12 protein-coding genes are annotated in these 18495 nt (G+C 71.6%); 6 read left to right on the top strand and 6 right to left on the bottom strand.

The features are described from left to right. From traB to D7W82_RS29750, 4 genes are all read right to left on the bottom strand, one after another. Nucleotides 1-1476 (bottom strand): outer membrane exchange protein TraB (gene traB, locus D7W82_RS29765; protein WP_147439621.1); only part of this gene is annotated, 1476 nt, incomplete at its 3' end. Next, nucleotides 1473-3530, bottom strand: a complete 2058-nt coding sequence (traA, locus tag D7W82_RS29760; protein WP_120621573.1) for an outer membrane exchange protein TraA — start codon at nt 3528-3530, stop codon at nt 1473-1475. The genes traA and traB, both read right to left, overlap by 4 nt. Before the next feature lie 185 nt (nt 3531-3715). After that, nucleotides 3716-4780, bottom strand: coding sequence for a hypothetical protein (locus D7W82_RS29755; RefSeq protein WP_120621571.1), 1065 nt, complete (start codon nt 4778-4780; stop codon nt 3716-3718). A gap of 87 nt (nt 4781-4867) precedes the next feature. Then, nucleotides 4868-6607: a GTPase gene (locus tag D7W82_RS29750; protein ID WP_120621572.1), complete on the bottom strand. Its 1740-nt coding sequence runs from the start codon at nt 6605-6607 to the stop codon at nt 4868-4870. Nucleotides 6608-6718: 111 nt separating this feature from the next. Here D7W82_RS29750 and D7W82_RS29745 point away from each other — a divergent pair, with 111 nt between their 5' ends. Further along, nucleotides 6719-8098: a thioredoxin family protein gene (locus D7W82_RS29745; RefSeq protein WP_120621570.1), complete on the top strand. Its 1380-nt coding sequence runs from the start codon at nt 6719-6721 to the stop codon at nt 8096-8098. Nucleotides 8099-8147: 49 nt separating this feature from the next. Here D7W82_RS29745 and D7W82_RS29740 read toward each other — a convergent pair whose 3' ends face one another. Then, nucleotides 8148-9296: a metallophosphoesterase gene (locus D7W82_RS29740; protein ID WP_120621569.1), complete on the bottom strand. Its 1149-nt coding sequence runs from the start codon at nt 9294-9296 to the stop codon at nt 8148-8150. A 42-nt stretch (nt 9297-9338) separates the two neighbouring features. Then, entirely contained in the window at nt 9339-10466 is a 1128-nt protein-coding gene (locus D7W82_RS29735; protein WP_120621568.1) for a LuxR family transcriptional regulator, read from the bottom strand. A gap of 389 nt (nt 10467-10855) precedes the next feature. On the opposite strand from D7W82_RS29735, the gene D7W82_RS29730 reads away from it, so the two are divergent. From D7W82_RS29730 to D7W82_RS29700, 5 genes are all read left to right on the top strand, one after another. Then, nucleotides 10856-12031 (top strand): amino acid deaminase/aldolase, encoded by a 1176-nt coding sequence (locus D7W82_RS29730; RefSeq protein WP_120621567.1) that lies wholly within the window; start codon nt 10856-10858, stop codon nt 12029-12031. A 4-nt stretch (nt 12032-12035) separates the two neighbouring features. Continuing rightward, on the top strand, nt 12036-13394 hold the full coding sequence (locus D7W82_RS29725; protein WP_120621566.1) for a D-arabinono-1,4-lactone oxidase: 1359 nt from the start codon (nt 12036-12038) through the stop codon (nt 13392-13394). 143 nt (nt 13395-13537) lie between these two features. Next, on the top strand, nt 13538-14512 hold the full coding sequence (locus tag D7W82_RS41825) for a hypothetical protein (protein WP_233588012.1): 975 nt from the start codon (nt 13538-13540) through the stop codon (nt 14510-14512). Next, nucleotides 14509-17367 carry a DUF4105 domain-containing protein gene (locus D7W82_RS29710; protein ID WP_120621563.1) on the top strand — a complete coding sequence of 953 codons (2859 nt, stop codon included), beginning with the start codon at nt 14509-14511 and terminating at the stop codon, nt 17365-17367. Before D7W82_RS41825 ends, D7W82_RS29710 begins: the two co-directional genes overlap by 4 nt. Nucleotides 17368-18114: 747 nt before the next feature. Then, nucleotides 18115-18495, top strand: a 381-nt coding sequence (locus tag D7W82_RS29700) for a hypothetical protein (protein WP_120621562.1), incomplete at its 3' end; no start/stop codon positions are given.

Raw genomic sequence — 18495 nt, 5'->3', positions numbered from 1 at the left:
GCCCTCCTCCGTGGCGTTGTCGGCCAGGGGCATGCTGCGCCCGTAGCCCTGCGAGCACACGCGCTCCGCGGCGACGCCGGTCTCGATGAGGAAGCGCTTCACGCTGGCGGCGCGGCGCTTGGACAGCTCCAGGTTGTACTGGTCGCTGGCGCGCGAGTCGGTGTGACCCTCGATGAGGATGCGGTCCATCTTCGGGTTCTCCTCCATCACCCGCGCGACCTCCTCCAGCACCGGGTAGGACTCGGAGAGGATGACGTCCTGATCGGTGGCGAAGTTCACCTGCTCCAGGATGACGATCTTGTTCCCCGACGTGCGCGCGAGCGGGCAGCCATCGCGGCCGCGCTTGCCCTGCGGGACGTCCGGGCACTTGTCGATGCGGTCCACCACGCCGTCGGAGTCCGCGTCGGTGTCCGGGCAGCCGCTGTTCTCCACCGGGCCTGCCAGGTCGGGGCAGCGGTCGCGCTCGCCGATGACGCCGTCGAAGTCGGGGTCCACGGGCGGCGGGGGCGGCTCGGGCGGCTCCTTGAAGCGCTCGATGGCCTCCCACTCGCGAGTCTTGGCGGGCACCCAGAGGATGGACGTGAAGAAGCTCAGGTTCGGCGACGCCAGCGAGCAGCCGCAGCCCAGGCCGCCGCCGAAGGTGAAGGTGACGCCCAGCGAGCTGTACCAGCGCAGGCCGATGAGCAGCTCCGCGGGAATCTGCCGCTCCTGGCCGGGAGCCTTCTTGAGGCCGACCGCGCCGTTCACCATGCCGAGCGCGGTGATGCCGCTGCCGCGCAGGAGGGGCACCTCCGTGCCCAGGCCGAACGGCGCCATGTCTCCCAGTTGCACGCCGCTGAAGATGACGTCCGGCCGCTTCCAGAAGCCGCCGTTGAAGGCGAGGAGGATGCCGGACTCGAAGCGGTAGTCGAGCACCAGGCCCGGCGCCCAGGTGAGCTCGCCGTCGCCCGCGAAGGCCTCCTGCACGCCGGTGGGGAAGCTGACGTTGAGCGTGAGTGACGCACCCCAGCCGTGGCCCTCCGCGGAGCGGCGGAAGCCGGGGATGGCCACCTTGCCCATGAGGCGCAGGTCGCCCAGGGCGAAGCTCTCCACGGGCCCCTCGGTGCCGATGACCTCCAGGTTCTGGCCGCCCTGGAGGAGTACGAGCGGCATGTCCACGCCGACCTCGAACCAGTCGAAGAGGCCGACGGTGGCCATGACATCCAGCTGGAGCCGGTTGCCCACGAGGCTGATGGAGCCCAGGTCCCCGTCCTTGGGGACGAGCGAGAGCGGGTTGAGGGAGTAGCTGAAGTAGGGCCCGGCGGAGACGGACAGGTGGGACAGGGGCCGGGACTGGGTGACCATCACCAGGTCCTGCGGCGCGCCGGACGGGCGGAAGACCTGGATGTTGAAGCGCGGATCCGGCGCGGCGTGGGCGGCGGTGGACAGCGCGAGGGCCAGCAGCAGCGGGAGGAGCGGCGCTCGGGAGGGCTTCATCGGACGCGGCGGGTGGAGCGCAGGAAGAGGAAGCCCAGGGCGAGGGTGACCAGCATGGCGGTGCTGCCGGTGGGGGTGTCCTCGGCGGTGGTGCCGCAGCAGAAGGCGCCGCCCTGGGGTTCGGTGCCGGGTTTGCGGCGGCCGCGTTCGCACTGCTGGGTTTCGGCGGAGCAGAACTCGACGCCCAGGCAGTCGCCGCTGTCGGCGCAGGTTTCGAGGCAGGTGTTGGAGGCGAGGTCGCAGGTGCCGCCGCAGGGGCAGTGGGCATCGGCGAAGCACTCGACGCACGTGGAGCCGTCACACACGGTGCCTTCCGCGCACGTCACGGCGCAGGCGCCGGTGTTGGAGCAGGTGCGGGTGGTGGGGTCGCAGGTGCCGCTGCCGCAGTCGGAGTCGTTGACGCAGCCCACGCACACGCTGTTCTGCACGGTGCCGTCGGAGAGGCAGAACGGGGTGTCGCCGCCGCACGAGTCGCAGCGGGGACCGCAGCGGTTGTCGGTGGTGCAGGAGCTGCATTCACCGCTGACGCAGGTCTGGCCGTCGCCGCATTCCAGGTCGTTGCGGCACTGGACGCAGACCTCGCCGTCGAGACAGAAGGGGCGCTCACCGGGGCACTTGGAGCAGCCGGGGCCGCAGCGGTCGGAGGTGTTGCACTCGGCGATGCTGTCGACGCAGGCACCGTTCAGGGTGTCGCAGCGCTGGCCGTTGGAGCACTGGCTGTCGGTGGTGCACTCGACGCAGGAGGGCGGGGCGCCGGGAGTGGGCGCGGCGCACTGGGTGCCATTGGGGCAGCAGTTGCAGGAGTTACCGGCGCAGGCGTCGTTGGTGTTGCAGGGCGTGCAGACGTGGTTGGAGCAGGACTCACCGCGGTCGCACTGGGTGTCTTCGTTGCACTCGACGCAGGTGTTCGCGGTGAGGTCGCAGACCTGGCTGCCGGGGCACTCGGAGTCGGCGGTGCACTGGACGCAGGTGAAGTTCGGCTCGTCGCAGACCTGGCCGGAGCCGCAGTCGGAGTCGCGGACGCAGCCGGTGCACACGTTGGTGGTGGTGTCGCAGCGGCCCGTGGCGCAGTCACTGTTCTGGGTGCACGCGACGCAGGTGAACTGGCCGTTGACCTGCGCGCAGATGGGCGCGGTAGGTCCGCACGGCGAGCACGTGTCGCCGCAAAGGAGGTTCGTGTCACAGGGTGCGCAGAGCGCAGCGGAGTTGCAGTAGTAGGACGAACCGCAACTGCCATTGCCGGGCTGGTTCGCGAACTGGCGGTTGCACTGGACGCACTGATCCAGGTTGTCCGGGAACGACGGCCGACCGGTTTCGGTCTGGAACAGCTGCGCGGGCTGGACCAGGGTGAAGCCATAGGAAGCAAGGGGAACGACCGGCGGACTGTTTGCGGGCGCATCGAAGTCCGTGAACGCCCCGTCCAGAACAGAGAACTCCAGCGCCGCGTGCTCCACGATCTGCACGTAGAGCAATTCCACCGCGTAGAGGCCGGACTGGGTGAAGGTGACGGAGTTGGTGGTGCGCCGCGTTGCCGCACCGAGTTCCGGTGGCCGGATGACGATGTCGTAGCGTCTGCTGGCCTTGTCGAACAGGACGAGGCTGATGGCGTCGTCAGCGTAGAAGCCGAAGTGCAGGGCACGCCCGACCATGGCCTCGGTGACGTTCAGGTAGCCGCGAAAGCGTGAAACGAACTTGGTGATCGGGTCGTTGTAGGGGAAGGGACAGCCGCCCTGGGAGCATCCTGAGACCACGTTGACGAAGTCGCCGAAGCTCAGCACGCGACCGTCGTTCAGGTTGTTTGACAGATCGAACGCGGAGCGCAGCACGGAGGTCACCCGCGTCCCGCGGTTCTCCTCCATGTAAGCATTCAGGTTGTCCGTATAGTTTGTCTGGCTCTGCGGATACTCCGCCGGGGTGCGTGTCCACACGTTGGTGGCCATGCAGAGCCCCGTCCCGGTGTCATTGGGAGAAGGTGCTGAGGGCGGCCCGTCCACCACCACGGCCGGCAGCTTCTGCGCCACAGCAGGAGCGCTCGCGAGGCACACGGCGAGCAGGGACAGCGCGGCAACCGCGCGGAGGGGCAGGGGAGCAGTGCGCAAAGCGCGCGCAGCCTTACAGATTAAGTTGATGTTCTCAACCTTCTGCCCACGTCTCAAATCCCCGTGCGGAATGCGACCTCCAGGGTCCTCCGTCCCTCAGCGCCGCAATCAATCCGGACAGCGTGCAAAACAGGAAACCGTCACGCGCGACGGCACGCGACATCTCCGTCCTGCGAGCGGATGAACGCCGCGGCGAGTTCGTTGCCCAGCGCCGCGCACAGCACCTCGAACGTCCGACGACGAGCTCCGCCAAAGAAGCCCGGCTGCCGCGCCAGGGTCTCCGGGTGACGCACGAAGACGTTGTACCCGAGGATGCACCCGTCCGCGCGCAGCACGGTGATGCCGTCGGTGGCCATCATGCCGCGCAAGAGCTGCGCGGCCGCCCGCACCGCTGACGCCGCGCTGCCGTCCTGGGTCGCGTGGTGCCGGTCCAGCATCGCCACCACGTCCATGGGCCGGGGCAACAGGATGCCATCCACGAACAGCGCCGAACCCGCGCGCTCCCGGGGCAACACCGCCACCAGCGTGCCGTGCGAGGACTGCATCACCTCGAACAGCACCCGCCGGAAGAAGCCCCGCGCGTACTCGCGGCTGGAGGGCAGGACCTGCTCGGTCACAGCGCTCGCCAGCGCGTCCAGCACCACGGAGGGCGGCTCCAGGTCGATGCGCGCGCCGGACAGGTACACGTGCCGGCACAGCCCGCCGCCTCCGCGCAGCTCGATGATGTTGTCCGCCAGCTGCAACACACCCACCACCCGTGCGCCCCGGTCCGGCGCGTGCCGCAGGCGCTCCAGCGGCGTCTCCGCCAGAGGGAACGGATCCGTCCGGAAGATGCCGTAGGTGAGGCCCGCGGGCTCACGCACCAGGTACAGCGCCCACCAGCGCCCCTGTCCCAGCGGCGCGCACTGCTTGAGCGCCCGCTGGATGGTGGCGCGGTTGCGCGGCCCCGAGCCCAGGGGAATCGGGTCGTGCCCGCCCAAGAGCTCCATCATCGCGCCCAGGTCGTCACCCAGGAACGCGGTGGGGAACAGCAGCGCGCCCTCCTCGCGGTAGCGCGACAGCGTCACCAGCAGCTCGCTGAGCGCGTCCGCCGTCTGCGGACACGTCATGTCCGCCTCGTCGAGGAACGCACTGACGGACTCGGTCAGCAGGTGACGGAACGACAGGATGAGAGGAGAACCCGCCTCCGGGCCCGGACCGGTCATGGCGGATCCAGCATGACGCATCGGTGGCGATGAGGCACGAAGTCTCGCCTCCACCGTGGAGGCGGGACCCTGTCAGGAACCAGCCGCCTACTCCGCCGCCCGCCGTGCCGTCTCCAGGGTGGAGGCGGTGCGCAGCCAGCCCTCCGCCTGGGCGTCGAGGTGGGACAACAGCTCCGCGAAGAAGCGCGTCTCCAGCGCCTGCGCCAGCGTGGCCCCGTGCGCGTCCGCCCACTTGCGCGTCACCGTCGCGCGCACCTGGGCACCCAGCAGGTCCACGAAGCGCTCCAGCAGCGGCGTGGACAGGAGCGTCCCCGCCCACACCACCGCGTCATGGCCCAGGCCGCCGGTGGCCACCGTCACCACCGCCGCCGCGCCGGACGGCACCGAGTACACCAGCGTGGTGAGCGCCTGGAGCAGCTCCTCGCGCATGCCGCCCTGCAGCTCGCTGCCCACCAGCTGGCGGCAGAAGTCATACAGCGTGGCCCGGTCCGCCGCGTGCGCGTGCAGCGCGCCCAGGTCCAGCGGCGCATCCAGCCGGCCGAGCATCGCGGGCCCGAAGGCCTGCACCAGCTTCTCGCGCGTCTCCGCGTCCCCGCGCCACGCGGCCACCTCCGGCGCGAAGGCGTCCACCAGCCTGCGCAGCCCGTCCTTCAGCGAGTCATCCACCGCCTGCGAGGGCAGCGCCTCATGGGGCTGGGGTCCGGTGAAGGACTCGCGAACCTTGCGGCTCACGAACGTGAGCGCCGTGGCCAGTCCGCGGAACGGCAGCCGCACGAACCGGTGGAAGGTGCTGCGCGCATCCAGTTCGTCGCGGAACGCATCCACCAGCACGTCCGCGGGCACGGCCCTCAGCGCCGCCTGCGCGCCAATGCCTTGCAGGTCGTGCCGCAGCCGCTGCCTCAGCCGCTCCGGCTCGCGAGCCGCGCGGGTCGCCGCTCGCGCCACTGCTTCCAGCTCCGAGCGCGCATCCGACAGCGACGCCTCCAGCGCCCGCGCCTTCAATTCGCGCGCATGCTCCGCCTGTCCCAGCAGCGCGGCGAGCGGCGGCCGTCCATCCAGCGCCTCCGTGGCCAGCGGCTTCAGCCCCGCCTCCACGTCCGGCTGGTGCGGCGCCAGGTAGCGCGCGATGGGCGGGTGGCCCACGTCCTGGGCCAGCTTGTCCAGGTGGCCTCGCGCCACCTCCTCGCGCGTGGCCTCGTTGTAGACGAGCAGGTACGGCTTGCCGTGGCCCACCGCCGCGCGCAGGAAGTCCACCAGCGCCGCGTTCTGGTACGTCTGCCGGCTCACCACGAACACCAGCACGTCCACCGTGACGAGCAGCGCCTCGGCCCGCTCGCGGTTGTCGCGGTACACGCTGTCGAAGTCCGGCGTGTCCATCACCAGCAGCCCGCGCGGCACCGCATCCGACAGCACCAGGTACAGCCGGCCGGCAGGCCCGGGTTCATCCACGGGCGCCACGGTGCCGTCGGCCACCGGGATGATGTCGTAGCGCTGGGTGAGCACGTCCTTCAGCGCGCCCATCCACGTCTCCGGGTTCGCCGCGGCCAGGCACTGCTTGGTGAGTCCGCCCTCGGGGCGCGCGGGGGACAGGGACGCCTTCGCCAGCGAGTTGAAGAGCGTGGACTTCCCGACGTTGTTGGGGCCGGCGATGGCCACGAGGAGCAGCGGCGCGTCCCCGGAGCCCAGACGGGGCAGCAGGTCGCGGCGCAGGCGCTCAGCCAGGCGGCGGGCCACGTCGGCGTCACCGCTGTCGGGGAAGCGCTCGGAGGCGGGCAGGGCGTCCAGGGCGGACGCGAGGGCGGTGCGCAGGGCGCGAGGGTCCTTCATGGGCATAAGGGGCCACGCGTAGGACAGCACGCACGCCGCGTGGTGCCCAGCGCGGTGTGCGTACTCTGTCCACCGGGGACACCCCTGGATCGGCGCGGTAGGGTGCGCCGCATGCGCTCCCTCCTCGCCTGCCTGCTCCTGTCGGGGTCCATCGCCTGCACGGCCACGAACGCCAACGCGCCCGCGCCCGCGTCCGCCGAGGCCCATGCCGAAGGCCCGCTGCCCTTCATCCCGGATGACTACGCCCGCGCGCTCGCGGACGCGAAGGCGAAGGGGGTGCCCCTGTTCGTCGACACCTGGGCGCCGTGGTGTCACACCTGCCGCTCCATGCGCGCGTACGTCTTCACGGACAAGGCGCTGGCGAAGCACGCGGACCGCTTCGTGTGGCTGGAGCTCAACACCGACCTGACCCAGAACGCGACGTTCCAGGAGAAGTACCCGGTGGAGTTCTGGCCCACCTTCTTCATCATCGACCCGCGCGAGGAGAAGGCCCTGCTGCGCTTCGCCGGCAGCGCGACGGTGCCTCAGCTGGAGCGCCTCTTCGAGGACGGCGAGCGCGCCTACCAGGGCGGTGCCACCGGCGCGGAGGCGCTGCTCGCCCGCGGGGATGCCCTCTACGGAGAGCGCAAGCCCGCGGAGGCCGCCGAGGCCCTGTCGCTCGCGCTCGCGGAGGCCCCCGCGGACTGGTCCCGCCGGGGCCGCGCGCTGGAGTCGCTGCTGATGGCGCAGTACGGGGCGAAGCAGTACGAGCCCTGCGCGCGGAAGGCGGTGGCGGAGCTGCCGAAGGTGCCGCGCTCGCTCAGCCTGGCCAACGGCGTCCTCAATGGCCTCGGCTGCGCGCTCGCCATCCCGGAAGGCACGCCCGAGGCGGCGGAGCTGCGGCACGCGCTGGAGGCGAAGGCGCGCGACGTACTCTCGCCGCCCGCCATCGAGATGGAGGCGGATGACCGCTCCGGCCTGTACGAGGTGCTGGTGGAGGCGCGCAAGCAGGACAAGGACACGGCGGGAGCGAAGCAGGTGGCCCAGGAGTGGTTGACGTTCCTGGAGGGCGAGGCCGCGAAGGCGCCGAACCCCGAGGCGCGCAGCGTGTTCGACTCGCACCGCATGCTCGCGGCGATGACGCTCGAGCAGCCGCAGCGGGCCATCCCCGCGCTGGAGCAGAGCGAGAAGGACCTGCCGCAGGACTACAACCCGCCCGCGCGGCTCGCGACGCTGTACCGCCTGTCGGGCCGGCTGGACGACGCGCTCGCCGCGAACGACCGGGCGCTGGCGCGGGTGCAGGGCGCGCGGCGGCTGTCCGTGCTCTCCGGCCGCGCGGACATCCAGGTCGCGCGCAAGGACACCGCGGGCGCGGTGAAGACGCTGGAAGAGGCGCTGACGTTCGCGAAGACGCTGCCCGCCGCGCAGGTGTCCCCGCGACAGGTGGAGTCGCTGGAGAAGAAGCTCGCCGGCCTCAAGTCGCCGGCCGCCGCTCCTGGCGCGGCGCCGTAGCGGATCCACGAGCCTTCGCGCGTGCCCTGCATGAGGCACGCGTGAAGACTCACGGAGCCAGCGGCACCGCGCGACGGGCGTCCAGGTCGAACAGCTCGAAGTCCTCCGCGCGGCCCTCGCGCATGGCGCCGTCGGTGAACACCATCACCGCCTCGCCCGGGCCCGTCACTTGCGGCGGGCCGTGCGCGTAGTCCACGCGCGCCCCGTCCGTCACCAGGTGGCGCAGCACTCCATCTCGCACGGGACCGGGTGACACCAGCTCCCGCACCCGCTTGTCCCGCGTGTGGCCCACCACCTGGGTCAACCCGAGCGGCAACCTCCGGGGATCGAACCTGCGCCGGGGTGTTCCCCGCACGCGCTCCCCATCCTCCGCGGCCAGGCTGGGCCGCTGGTAGAAGATGCCCACGCCCTCACCCTCCTTCGCGTTGCCCGGATGGTGCAGCCCCGGCAGCACGAGCGGCCCGCCCTTCCACGCCGCCACCGCCCGGTCCATCACGCCGTTGAGCGCCTCCGCCACCGCGCGCGCCTCCGCCCATCGCTCGGGCGCGAGCCCAACGACCCCCAGGTCCTCGCGCGTGACGCCCGCGTGCAGCACCAGCAGCGAGTCCCCCGCCGCATGCGCCACGCGGAAGCGCCGTGCGCGCAGCAGGTGCTCCACCCACGCGCGCTGCTCCTCGGTCCAGGTGCTGAAGTCCCGCGCCGCCAGCTCCGCCGTCGGCAATCCAGGCCAGCGCTGGAGGAAGGCCCGCTCCGCCGCCGCGTCGGTGTCGTCCCCCGCGTAGACCCGGTCCGCCTCCGCCTGCGCGGCGCGGAACGTCGCATCCGTGAAGTCCGCCAGCTCTCCCACGCGGCCCAGGTCGTGGTTGCCCAGGAGCATCACCGCCTGATCCGCCGGATGGGACGCGAGCCACGCCACCAGCCGCAGCGCGCTCCGGGCCACGCGCTCCCGGTCCTTCGCGGGCCCCCAGTCGAAGTGGTCGCCCACGGACACCAGGCACACGTCCGGCCGCAGTCCTCCCGCATCGTCCAGCAGCCCATGCAGCGAGAGGATGGACAACACCCGTTCGAAGTCCGCCTGCGGGTCCCCCATCGCCACGTGCAGCGTGCGGCGCTGGCCATCCGCCGCCAGCGCGCGCGGCCCCTTCGCCACCGCCGCGTCGGCGCGGGCCAGCGCCTTCCTCAAGAGCGCTTCGTCCATCCCTCCATCCTAGTCATGCGCCGGGCCGTGCCCACCGGCCCATCAGGACTGGAAGAAGCGCGAGATGAGCGCGGAGCGGCTCTCCACCTGCGCCTTGTTCAAGAGGTGCGTGACGTGCACCTCCACCGTGCGCTCGGCGCAGCCCAGGTGCAGGGCGATGGCCTTGTTCGTCTCTCCCTGCACCACGTGCTCCAGCACCTGCGCCTCGCGCGCGGTGAGCCCCCAGCGCTGGCTCAGCACCGGCAGGCGCGAGGTCGGCTCCATCGGCGGCCCGGGGTCCAGCACCAGGTAGTGGTCCGGCAGCCCCGGCGTGCGCAGCGGCCCGGAGGAGAACAGCGGCCCCGTGCCCGGCGGGCTCCGCAGGCACTCGCGCACCTGCCTCGCCAGCGCCTGCGAGTCCTGCTCCCACCGCGCCTGCCCCGCCTTGTTCGCGTGCATCACCCGGCCGCTGAACGTGACGACCCACGCGGGCCGCCCCAGCACCTCCAGCGCCGCGCCCAGGGCCGGCCCCAGCAGGCCCGCCTCGCGCAGCCGCCGGTCCATGGCCATCCGCCGCTGGATGGCGGGCGTCAGCGCCTGCAACAGCCGCTGCTCCCGCTCCGTGAAGGGCTCGGCCCGGAAGGCGCCCACCCAGCCCAGCATCATGTCGCCTTCGCACACCAGCACCCGCAGCTGCGCCAGGTGCTCCAATCCCAACTGCCGGTAGAGACTGGAGGCATACCCGGCCAGCTGCGTCCGCGCGTGCTCCCACTCCGCCTCGCTCAATCCCAGCCGCTCCCACAGGGGGCCCTCGCCCTCGCCGGTGATGGGCAGGGCGCGCAGCGGCTCAGCGATTCCCAGCGGCGAGAAGCGCATCGCCCGGTTGCGCTGGGCCAGCGGCGGACGCGCGGGATCGAAGTAGCCGAAGCGGCTCCCCGCCGGCGGCAGCGCCGCGTCAAAGGCCTCGGAGAGGACGGAGGGAGGCTGCGGGAAGCCCACGCCGTGCACGAAGGCCGTGTGATAGCGGTCCGGGCCCACGTCCACGCCGTAGGCCGCCGTCCGCTCCGCGCGCAGGGCGCCTCGGAGCGCGGCGAGGACCGTCGGCAGGGCCTCGGAGCCTGGCTCCAACCCCTCCAGCAGGCCCTCCAGCTCCTGCAAGAGGCGTTGGTCCTCGGAAATCAAATCAATCACGATTTACTTACTATAGCCGCTGGGGCCAATTGGAAGACTTGTGAGGTCGGGAGTGGAATCAGTGCTTCTTCCGCCTGTCCAGGTGGGAATTGATTTCCCGTCCCCCGAGTCGTTTAAGACTCGCGTGATTTCCTCAATAGAAATGACTTTCGGCTGGCGGCACCATGGCGTTCCGTGCCCTTCCGGGGGGGTGGGCCGACCCAGGAGTCGAAGTATCCGCGTGTGCGCGCGCCGGGCGTTCCCCCAGGGATGTCCGGCGCGCTGCCCCTTTCCCGGCTCCTGTCCCCGCCTGTCCACCACCCTACGCGCCCGGTGCCGGCAGGCCCCGGAGCTGACGGGGCGCGGCGATGATGTCCGCTCCCGTCGTGACCGCGCCCGGAGGCCCTGAAATGCCGCGTGATTACGCCTACTACGCCCAGGCGCTGGAGGGACGGAGGCTGCCCCTGGCCTTCGCGGACCTGGACCTGCTGAACGAGAACGCGGCGGCGCTGGTGCGGCGCGCGGGCGGGCTGCCGGTGCGGGTGGCCACGAAGTCGGTGCGGTGCGTCGCGCTGCTGCGGCGCGTGCTCGACGGGCATCCCGGCTTCCAGGGCCTCATGTGCTTCAGCGCCGACGAGGCCGTGCACCTGCGCGAGCGCGGCTTTACCGACCTGCTCATGGGCTACCCCGTGGTGGATGCCGAGGCCCTGGCGGAGCTGTGCCGGCCGCCAGCGCCCGTGACGTTGATGGTGGACTCGGTGGAGCACGTGGCGCTCGCCGCTCGCGCTGCCCGCCGGCATGGCACGCGGGCCCCGCTGTGCCTGGACGTGGACCTGTCCGTGGACCTGCCGGGCCTGCGCTTCGGGGTGCACCGCTCGCCGGTGCGCTCGCCGGAGGACGCGCTGGCGGTGGCGAAGCGCATCGCGGCGGAAGGGGACGCCGTCTTCCTCGCGGGCGTCATGGGCTACGAGGCGCAGCTCGCGGGCGTGCCGGACGCCGCGCCGCACGCGGGGCCGAAGAACGTGGTCATCCGCGCGCTCAAGCGGGGCTCGGTGGGCCGCGTGCACTCGCGCAGGCAGGCGGTGGTGGCCGCGCTGAAGGACGCGGGGTTCGCGCCGCGCTTCGTGAACGGCGGGGGCACCGGCAGCCTGGAGTCCACGCGCCAGGACGCGAGCGTCACGGAGCTCACCGCGGGCAGCGGCCTGTACTCGCCCGCGCTCTTCGACGGCTATCGCGGCTTCCAGCATCAGCCCGCGGTGGCGTTCGCCATCCCCGTCACGCGGCGTCCCGGCCCGGGCCTCTTCACGCTCCAGGGGGGAGGCTTCGTGGCCTCCGGCTCCGCGGGCGTGGACAAGCTGCCCGTGCCCTACCTGCCCGAGGGCGCGAAGCTCCTCCCGCTGGAGGGCGCGGGCGAGGTGCAGACGCCCATCGCGTACACGGGCCCGGTGCCGCTGCCCCTGGGCGCGCCGGTGTTCTTCCGGCACGCGAAGGCGGGCGAGGTGTGCGAGCACTTCCGCACGCTGCTGCTCATCTCCGGGGGCCGCGTCGTGGAAGAGGTCCCGACCTACCGGGGCGAATGGGGGTGACGGCATGACGACCGAGACGGCGAAGACGAAGACGTGGCGCAACTGGTCCGGCGGGGTGGTGGCCCATCCCTCCGGCTTCCTCCAGCCGGACTCCGTGGACGCCCTGAAGGCCGCGCTCCGCGACGCCAGCGCCCAATCGCGCACCGTGCGCGTGGTGGGCAGCGGCCACTCGTTCCCGCCCCTGTGCGCGACGGACGAGACGATGGTGTCGCTCGAAGCGCTGCGGGGCCTGGTGTCCGTGGACGACCGCGCGCGAGAGGCCGTGGTGTGGGCGGGCACGAACCTGCGCGAGCTGGGCGCGCTGCTCGCGTCGCACGGGCTCGCGATGGAGAACCTGGGCGACATCAACAAGCAGTCGCTGGGCGGCGCGCTGGGCACGGGCACGCACGGCACGGGCGTGGGCCTGGGCATCCTCTCCACGCAGGCGGCGGAGATGACGCTCGTCACGGCGAGCGGGGACGAGGTGACGTGCTCGGAGGACGCGTCGCCGGAGCTGCTCCAGGCCGCGCGCGTGTCCCTGGGCGCGCTGGGCGTGGTGACGCGGGTGCGGCTGCGCTTGCTGCCCGAGTACCGGCTGCGGCTGACGCGGCGGAACCTGGCGTTGGAGGAGTGCCTCGCGGGCCTGGATGAAGCGCGGGCGCGCCACCGGCACTACGAGTTCTTCTGGTTCCCGCACTCCGACCGCGTGATGACGAAGGCGATGGACCTCACGGACGAGACTCCGCACGGGGTGGGCGTGGGGCGCTGGTTCAGCGAGATGGTGATGGAGAACGCGGTCTTCGGCGCGGTGAGCCGTGCGTGCCGGATGCGGCCCGCGTGGTGCGCGCCGGTGAGCCGGCTGTCGGCGAAGCTGGCGTCGGAGGGCGTGCTGGCGGGGCAGAGCCACACGCTGTTCGCCACGCCGCGGCTCGTGCGCTTCCAGGAGATGGAATACGCCGTGCCGGTGGAGCGAGGGCCCGACTGCCTTCGCGAGCTGTCCGAATACATCACGCGCGAGCAGCTGCCCGTGCACTTCCCGGTGGAGTACCGCTTCGTGCGCGGCGACGACGTGTTCCTCAGCCCGGCGCACGGCGGGGACCGCGCGTTCATCGCGGTGCATCAATACCAGGGCATGCCGCTGGAGCCCTACTTCTCCGGCGCGGAGGCCATCTTCCGCAACCACGGCGGCCGGCCGCACTGGGGCAAGCTGCACACCCAGACGGCCGCGACACTGAAACATCTGTATCCCCGCTGGGACGACTTCCAGCGCGTGCGCGAGCAGCTGGACCCGGAGGGGCGCTTCCTCAATCCCTATCTGAAACGTCTCTTCCTGGAGGAGGGTGTGCGGCACACCCGCGGTGAAACAGGGGCGCGAAGCGCGTGACGCACCCCGGGGGTGGTTTTTCGCGCCGTATCGCGTCAGACGATCCAGCAACCTCTCGATAATGCACAATCCAGCGCCCGGCATGCGGTTGGCTAGGGCACTGGCTGGCGCCAGGCCCGGTGGCGCCCTTTCGAGGGGGATGGATGCGGACGAAGTCTTCGTGGAAGCGCGTGGTGACGGCGTCGATGTTGATGCTCGCCGTGGGGTGTCGCGGGCCCGCCGCGGGCTTACGGGCCGCGGAGGTGTCGGACTCGGGCAACTCCTCGGAGTCGGGCGCTTCGAGCCAGGGTGACTCCAGCCAGTCGGACTCGGGCAACTCCAGCCAGGGGGACTCCAGCCAGGGCGAGTCCAGCAAGTCCGACTCGGGCAACTCCAGCGGTGGGGATTCGAGCAAGTCGGACTCCAACGGCTCCAGCGACGAGGGCTCCAGCGAGTCGGGCTCGGGCGAGTCCAGCAAGTCCGACTCGGGCAACTCCAGCCATGGGGATTCGAGCAGATCGGGCTCCAGCGACTCCTCGGACTCCAGCGACTCCTCGGGCTCCAGCGACTCCTCGGACTCCAGCGACTCTTCGGACTCCAGCGAGCACAGCAACGCGGGCACCAGCGAGTCGAACCAGGTGGACCAGGGCGAGGATTCGCGCACGCGCAGCGAGAGCAGCAACGGCCGCGAGAATCAGCTCCTGTCGACGGCCACGGTGGCGCTGACGGTGATGGGCCTGGGCATCGTCATCTGGCAGTTGCACGCGAGGGCGGAGCGGCGCAAGGGCAAGCGGCCCGCGCCGAAGGAGGTGGGGCACGCGGCCCAGGTGTACCTGCGGGCCCGCACGCACCAGCTGCGAGAGGACCTGGCGCTGGGCGCGGGCCCGACGGTGGAGGACCTGGCGCAGGCGGCGCGCATCCGCCGTGAGAACCTGGAGGTCTTCGGCAAGCTGTTGCGCACGCACCGCAAGGAGCTGCTGATGATGGCGGATGCGAAGACGCTGACGCCCGAGCGCGCCCGCGCCTGGCTGGAGCGCGTGGGCCAGCTGGCGCGCACCGAACCCCGGCTCGAAGAAGACCGTCAGGCCTTCATCCTGGAACAGGAGGGGGCGCCCCAAACGGCCGAGGCCCTCCCGTGAGGCCTCGCCCCGCCTGGATGGGATGGCTCACGGTGCTGCTGTTGCCCGTGAGCTCGCAGGCTCAAGAACCCCTGGGTCATCTGGCGGTGCCGGCGTTCTTGCAGAAGCTGTCCCCGGAGGTCGTCCTGGCCGAGCGGGTCGCGTCGCTGGAGGCCACGTCGGGCATCATCCTGCGCGGTGCCGCGGCGCGAGATGCCTCGCTGGTTTTGGACGTGGAGGCGGGGCTCGCCACCCTGCCTCCCGCGATGCGCCGTCCGCCCGGGGGCCGGTTGGAGCTCGTGCTCCACGCGGAGCCCGCGCCGCTGGGCCTGGGTGACGGCACGGAGGCCCGTCCGGACTGGTCGGAGCAACGAGCGCGGTTCCACCTCTACCGCTACGCCCCTTCCGAGGAGCGCCGGGCCACGCTGCGCCTGTCACGTCTCACCGACACGGAGGCCGAACAGCTGTGGCGCCGCCGCGCCGTGGTGCACGCCGTGATGCAGCGCTGGGACGACGCGCGCGGCTGGAGCCGGCGTCCCCAGTGGCGAAGGCTGGACGGGTGGCTGCTCCCCTTCGAGCGCCCCCTCACGTGGAAGGAGTCCGCGAGCATCACCTACGCGGGGGGCTTCAGCCGGGCCCGGGGCCAGGCCAGCGCCTCGCTGGACCTCGTCACGTTCGCGGAGGAGCTGTTCGTCCCCGTGGAGTCGCTGCGACCGGACGCATTGCCCGAGGATGAGCAGGTGCGCTGTCAGGAGCTGTCCAAGACGCGCGCCCTGTCGGAGTTCATCGCGGAGGCGGGCCTGGGCAACCTGCCCGCGCGAGGGGACTGCCCGGCCTTCGACACGTGGGCGGAAGCGGATGCGCTCTCGCACCTGGAGGTCCTGCTCGTCGCGGCCACGGGCCGTCAGCCCCAGTCCCTCTTCGGCCACCTGCTCCTGCGCCCGGTCTGGCGCGAAGGCGCCGCGGTGCAGGGACCCGGCTTCGAGCGCGTCGTGCAACTCGTGGCCCTCACCGGCATGGAGGAGAAGGGCCTGGGCTACCTGATGAAGGGCATGACGGGCGGCTACAGCACCGTCTTCCTCACGGGCACCCTGGGCGACGTCACCCACGAGTCGCTGGAGCTGGAGCAGCGCACCATCCGCCGCTTCCGGCTGAACCTCACGCCCGGCGAGTCCCAGCGCATGCTGGAGCGTATCTGGGAGCTCGAGCGTCGCGGCTACCTGGGCTACTACTTCTTCACCGACAACTGCGCCGCCGCGCTGCTCTTCCTCCTCAATGGCTCGCTGGAGAACGGCCGTCACGTGAGCGCCCCCGGCATGCTGTGGGTCCTGCCCACGGCCACGCTGGACACGCTGGCGAAGACGAACGTCGTGGACGCGAACGGGCGCAAGGTGCCGCTCCTGGAGCACGTCCCGGACGCCCTCGAATCCACGGGGGACCGCGCCCGGCGCGCGCTCGTGGAAGAGGAGCGGCTGCTCACGAAGCTGGCCTCCCTGCTTCCGTCCACCGCGCTCGCGCCGCTGCACCACGTGCACCGCAGCCTCCAATCCTCCGAACCCGATGTGCGCAGGCGGGCCTACGAACAGCTGCCGCACGCCGTGACGACGGCGCTCGACGCCGCTCCTTCATCCGCGCACGCCGACGTCCGCGAGGCATTGCACGCCTATGTCGCGCACGCGGTGCGGGTGGAGCGCGCGGCGGTGGACCAGGCCGAAGGGGAGAAGCTCGCCATCGAACGCGAGCGCCTCGTCGCCCTCGACCTGAAGGGGCAGGGCGGCGCCGCCCAGGGCGTCAAGGACCGGCAACTCCTCTTCGAGCGCGAGGACGCCATGCAGCGCAAGCTCGCGGTGCTCGACCGCACGGCCCTGCTCCAGCAGGCCCTGGACACCGCCATCAAGCGGCTGCCCACGCCGGACGAGCTCAAGGCCCTGGTCCGCGCGGAGCACACCGAAGCCGCCTTCGCCGCGGCCACCGAGGCCCAGGGCGCGCTCAACGATGGACCGCTCGCGGACGTGGATCCGCGGGCCTTCCTCGCGAAGGACCATGAACAGAAGGTGGCGCTGGAGACCACCTGGGCCCGGGGGGCGCTGCGCGAATCCGGCGCGGCCCGCACGGTGGTCAGCGGCGGCGTGGACTTCCCGGAGGTGGGCGCCGCGCGGCCGGTGGTGAGCCTGCGCACCTCCGCGATGAACGAGGCCCTGGGCGACGCGCGCCTGCACGGCTTCCAGTCCAGCAGCGAGCTGCGCGTGCTGGACGGAGAGCTGTCGGTGGAGCCTCGCTGGGGCGTGCCGCGCATCCTCGGCTCGCGCCTGACGCTGGTGGGCTACCGCACGCTGATGCCCGAGCTGCCCCAGCAGCAACGGTCGTTCTCCGACGCATTGGGCTGGGGCGCGGAGGCGAGGATGTCCACGGACATCGGCCGCCCGCTGCCCTACCGCGCGACGGTGGAGGCGGAGGCGCTGGGCGTGGTGGCGGCCTCGGAGCGCTTCGACACCTTCCTCGCGGTGGGGCTGGGCGCCCAGGCCACGATGGCCTGGAGCCCCACGGAGACAGTCCCCACCGTGGGGCCCCGTCTGTCATTGGCCCATCGCGTGGGCCTGCCAGGGCCTGGCAACAGCGCCCTGCGCCTGGAGGCCACGTACGTGCCGTCGTGGCGCACGGGCATCACGCCGGGCTTCACGCACGAGGCGGACGCGACGCTCCAGGTGGAGTGGTACCTGGGGCGCATCTCCCGCTGGAGCGTGCTGCTCACTCCCCGCGCACAGGTCCACTGGGAGGGGACACTTGCGTCGTGGGCAGGTCCCGGGAGAAGTCTCGCGAGCCTTCCGGAAGGGCTGGCGCGACATCGCCTTGCGCTAGGAGTGGAGCTCCGCTGACGTACTGCGTGCGGAAGATGGGGACCTCACCGGTGAACACCGGACGGCTGGACGCGCCGCAGAGGGCGCCAATGAACAGGCCAATGACGTGCAGCAGCGTCCAGTTCCCCCAGCCCAGGCCCAGGAAGATGCGCTCGCCGCCCACGCTGAAGACGTTGAAGGCCACGTAGAACGTGGCGGGCACCACCACCGAGGCGACGGCTGCGGCGGCCAGCGCCCGGCGGGGACGTCCCGCGTGGAAGCCGCCGAACGTGCCGGCCAGCAGGCCGTTGAACAGCGGAATGAAGAACGTGATGGCGCTGATGAGCACCATCGTCAGCACGCTCACGTCGAACCGGTTGTGCTTCCAGACGATGCGGCTCTCCTCCACGCGCGTGTCGGACGGAATGGGCGAGTACTCGACCCGCCCGTTCTCCAGCGGGTAGCGATGATCCGGACGCGCGACGCGTTCGGAGTCCTCCGTATAGGTCTCATCCATGGAGCATTGGCCTCCGTGCGGGCGGGGGAAGGACGTGCCCGGACACCTTGGGAGATGGTGCTGGAAGCGGGCGGGTGGAAGGGCTGACGGCTCCACCGGTCCTTGAGGAGGAAGGCGCCTGCCCTGCCTGCCCGCCGGGAATTTCGCGACCCGGCGTGGGGGCGGATGCCGCACACGGGGGCTGCCACGCACCGGAGACTTGGCGTCCGGTGGCTGGCGGCTATGCTGCCGCGCCTCCGCCGTACCGCTTCCCAGCCTGGATGGATTCCATGAGCCTTCGCCGCAACCTGCTGACCCTCGCCGTCCTCTCCTCCGCGCTGCTGTCCGGCTGCGCGCTGCGCCCGCGCTACAACGAAGTCATCCAGGCGAACGGTGCCACCGCGCTCCAGGAGGGCCAGCTCGTGGTGCTGCGCGTGACGGACGCCGCGACGGGCCAGCCGGTGAAGGGCGCCAAGGTGCTCGGCGGCGAGTACCGCAACCACATCAACGCGACCACCGACGAGAACGGCGAGTTCTCCCTCAAGCTCGACCCGGGCCTGGTGAAGGAGAACCCGCTGGTGGAGGTCGTGCTGCCCAAGGGCGTGAGCCGCTACAAGCTCCAGGTGGTGCCCTCCGGTGAGGCCCCCGCGCCCGAAGGCGCCCCCATCACC

Origin of the sequence: Corallococcus sp. CA049B, assembly GCF_003611685.1 — a bacterium.
Taxonomy (GTDB): Bacteria; Myxococcota; Myxococcia; order Myxococcales; family Myxococcaceae; genus Corallococcus; species Corallococcus coralloides.
Note: the sequence above shows the minus strand (reverse complement) of the source record. Positions and strands in the feature narration are given on the sequence as shown.

Coding starts and splice junctions, on each gene's coding strand:
- D7W82_RS29755 (WP_120621571.1), bottom strand. CDS start 4,780: ATGACCGGTCCGGGCCCGGAGGCGGGTTCTCCTCTCATCCTGTCGTTC.
- D7W82_RS29750 (WP_120621572.1), bottom strand. CDS start 6,607: ATGAAGGACCCTCGCGCCCTGCGCACCGCCCTCGCGTCCGCCCTGGAC.
- D7W82_RS29745 (WP_120621570.1), top strand. CDS start 6,719: ATGCGCTCCCTCCTCGCCTGCCTGCTCCTGTCGGGGTCCATCGCCTGC.
- D7W82_RS29740 (WP_120621569.1), bottom strand. CDS start 9,296: ATGGACGAAGCGCTCTTGAGGAAGGCGCTGGCCCGCGCCGACGCGGCG.
- D7W82_RS29730 (WP_120621567.1), top strand. CDS start 10,856: ATGCCGCGTGATTACGCCTACTACGCCCAGGCGCTGGAGGGACGGAGG.
- D7W82_RS29725 (WP_120621566.1), top strand. CDS start 12,036: ATGACGACCGAGACGGCGAAGACGAAGACGTGGCGCAACTGGTCCGGC.
- D7W82_RS41825 (WP_233588012.1), top strand. CDS start 13,538: ATGCGGACGAAGTCTTCGTGGAAGCGCGTGGTGACGGCGTCGATGTTG.